The sequence below is a fragment of the Lactobacillus sp. B4026 genome, assembly GCF_026535825.1.
Classification (GTDB): domain Bacteria; phylum Bacillota; class Bacilli; order Lactobacillales; family Lactobacillaceae; genus Lactobacillus; species Lactobacillus panisapium.
The window spans coordinates 1-3,886 of the sequence record NZ_JAFNPD010000018.1 but is presented as its reverse complement, the minus strand read 5'-3'; the positions used below and the strand labels follow the sequence as shown (position 1 = coordinate 3,886).

General features: G+C 39.2%; 1 protein-coding gene. It reads left to right on the top strand.

The genetic code is table 11. The annotated features are described in order from the left end of the window. The coding region (locus J3U69_RS10320; protein WP_267414002.1) for a DUF1542 domain-containing protein at nucleotides 1-3,886 on the top strand (3,886 nt) is incomplete at both ends.

The following is a 3,886-nucleotide window of genomic DNA, read 5'->3' as shown; positions in this document are numbered from 1 at the left end:
AATGCGCAGGATATTAAGGATAAGTTCAAGCAATATGATGATCCAATTAATGAGTTCCCGCATGCAGCAACAAAGACGTTAGACGAGCAAAAGCAAACAGCTAAGGATAAGATTGATCAGATAGCTACTCAAGTTAAGGGTGAAATTGATAAAGATCCGACCTTAACAACCTCTGAGAAGACAGCTCAAAAGTCCAAGGTCGATAGCGATGCCCAGATAGCTAAGGGCAACATTGACAAGGCAGCTGATGCGCAAGGTATACTTGATGCTCTTAATGCTGGTGAAGAAGCAATTAGGAACGATCACGTACCAAACACAACTTCTCTGGAAGACCAAAAGAAGATTGCTAAGGATAAGATTGATCAAAAAGCAGTTGAAATTAAGAATGCTATTGATAATGATGAAACTTTAACAACGGCTGAAAAGACCAAGCAAAAGGCTAAGGTTGACACTGATGCTACTATTGCAAAGCAGAATATTGAAGATGCATTAAATGCTCAAGGTGTTGAAGATGCGCGTAATGATGGCATTAAGCAGATTGAATCTGACCATGTGCCAAATACAGTTTCATTACCTGATCAAAAGCAAACTGCTAAAGACAAGATTGATCAAGAAGCCGTTAATATTAAGAATGACATCGATAATGATGACAGCTTAACAACAGCTGAAAAATCGAAGCAAAAAGCTAAGGTTGATTCAGATGCTAAGATAGCTAAGGCTAATATTGATAATGCTGAGAATGCTCAAGAAGTTAAGGATGAGCTCAAAGCAGGTATTACTGCAATTGATAATGATCATGTACCAAATACGGCTTCACTTGATGAGCAAAAGCAGAGTGCTAAGGACAGGATTGATCAAGAAGCTGTTAACATCAAGAAGGACATCGATAATGATGAAACTTTAACTAGTTCTGAAAAGGCAGCCCAAAAAGCTAAGGTAGATGCCGATTCTAGAGTAGCTAAGGATAAGATTGATACTGCTGCGAATGCACAAGGAGTTAAAGACGAACTCAAGGCGGGTATCACAGCGATCGATGATGATCACCAACCAGGTGCCGTTACACTTGATGAACAAAAGCAGACTGCTAAAGACAGAATTGATCAAGAAGCTAAACTTATCAAGAATTCAATCACGACAGATCCTACTTTGACTAACGAAGAAAAGGCGGCTCAAAAGGCACAAGTCGATGCCGATGCTAAGGCAGCTAAGGATAAGATTGCTGCTGCTGCAAATGCTCAAACTGTTATCAATGAAACTAATAATGGTATTACTGCAATTGATAATGATTATGTACCAAGCGATACAACACTTGATGATCAAAAGCAAGATGCTAAGGATCGAATTGATGAAGAGGCACTTAAGATTAAGGGCTGGATTGCTAAAGACCCAACACTTGATGATAAGACCAAGGCTGATCAAGCTGCAGCTGTTGATGCCGCTGCTACTAGCGCAAAGCAAAGTATTGATACTGCAACAAACGCTCAGGGCGTTAAGAATTCACTTGATCGTGGTATTACCATAATTGATTCTAAATATGTAAGTAATCCATTTACATTAGCTGAGCAAAAAGAATACGCTAAGCAATTAATTAGAGACGAAGCTGAAATTGTAAAGGCTGCGATTAATAGTGATCCAGTTCTTGATGACAAGACTAAAGCGGATCAAGTTAAGGCTGTAGAAGCTCAAGCCCAAAAAGCAATTGACAGAATTGATGGAGCAGTTAATGCTCAAGCAGTTCAAGTAGAATATGCTAAGGGAATTACAGCACTTCACGCTCAGCACTTATCTGGTACTGATCTTGATTCACAAAAGAAGGATGCTAAAGATAAGCTTGACCAAGAAGCAGCTACAATCACTGGTATTATCAACAAAGATACTTCACTTGATGAGTCTGCTCGAGCAACTCAAATTGCTAATGTTGATTCTGAATTGCAAAAAGCTAAGAATGCAATTGATCGTGCTAAGACTTCACAAGAAATAAGTGATAAAGAAGTTGCTGGAATTAATGCAATTGATGCGCAATATGTACCTGGTAAATCACTTCCAGATCAAAAAGCTAGTGCTGCGAAGGCTCTTGATGATGCCGCTGCTGCAGCAAAAGATAAGATTGCACAATCTAAGAACGTTACTCCTGAAGATAAAGCTAAGGCAAATCAAGCAGTTGATGATGCAGTCAACAGTGCTAAGTCAGTAATTAATGCAGCTCAAGACGCTCAAGGAATTAGCCAAGCTGTTTCTGATGGTATTGATGCAATTAATGCTGTAGTTAAAGCTAATAGTGCAGCTGACCTAAAGGCTTTGAAGCAAAATGCTAAGGATCAAATTGCTACTGAAGCAGCTGCAATTGAAAAGGCTATATCTGCTGATCCAACTTTGACTAATGATGAGAAGCAAGTTCAGATATCTAATGTTAAGTTAGAAGCAGATAAAGCTACAAATGCAATTGATCGTGCAGTAGATGCTCAAGAAGTAGCTGATAAGCAGGCAGCTGGAATTGCAGCAATTGATGCTCAATATATTCCAGGTAAGTCAATTGCAGATCAAAAGAATGCAGCTGTTAAAGCAATTGACGATGCGGCTACAGCTGCAAAGGATAAGATTGCACAATCTAAGAATGTTACTGATGCTCAGAAGGCAAAGGCAAACCAAGCAATTGATGATGCCGCAGCTAAGGGCAAGGAAGCAGTTAGAGTAGCAGTTGGTTCTGATGAAATTAGTAAAGCTATCTCCGATAGCGCAATCGCAATTAATGATGTGGTTAAAGCTAATAGTGCTATTGAATTAGCAGGACAAAAGCAAAGTGCTAAAGATTCAATTGATGATGAAGCATTAATTATCAGAAAGAGAATTAATAGTGATGCAAGCTTAACCGCAGCTGAAAAGTCGAAGCAAATAGCTAATGTTGATCTAGAAGCAAATAAAGCTAAGAATGCAATTGATCGTGCGGAAGATGCTGCAACTGTTAACAGTAAGATGAATGCTGGTGTTGAAGCAATCGATGCACAGTACATTCCTGGTAAGCCATTTGAAAGTCAAAAGGCTGATGCTATTCAAGCAATTACTGATGCAGCTACTGCAGCTAAAGATAAGGTTGATAAAGATCAATCTAAGACTGCTGCAGAAAAGACTAAAGAAAAACAAGCTATTGATGATGCCGCAGCTGCAGCTAAAGATTCAATTAACAAGGCCAAAGATGCTGAAGACATTAATAATGGTAAAGCAGCTGGTATTGCTGGAATTGATGTAGCTCAAAAACCAGTTATTACTCTTGACGATCAAAAGCAAGCTGCTAAGGATGCAATTGATGCCGCAGCTAATGCAGCCAAGAATAAGATTTCTCAAGATTTGAATTTAACTAATGAGCAAAAAGCTGCTGCGAATAAAGCAGTTGATGATGCCGCAGCTGCAGCCAAAGATGCTGTTGATAAAGCAACTGATGCTGATGGAATTGAAAAGGCTAAGTCTGATGGAACTGCGAATGTAACTCAGATAACAACTGATGCAGATAACCAGGCTCAATTCCAAAAAGATAAGTCTGTAGCTAAAGATCAAATCAAACAAATGGGTGAAGATGCTAAAGAGTCCATTGATAAATCCGAGTTAAGTGACAGCGATAAAAAAGCAGCCAAGGATAAGATTGATCAAGCTGTAAAAGAATTTCAAGATAAAGCTGATGCTGCCAAATCTAATGAAGAATTACTAATTGTTATGGCCGATGCTTCAAAAGTAATTAATTCATTTGGTAAAAATAATAATGGCTCAGGCAGCAACGGCTCCGGTTCAAATGGTTCTGACTCAAATGGCTCAGGCAGCAATGGTTCCGGTTCAAATGGTTCTGACTCAAATGGCTCAGGCAGCAATGGTTCAGGATCAAATGGTTCTGACT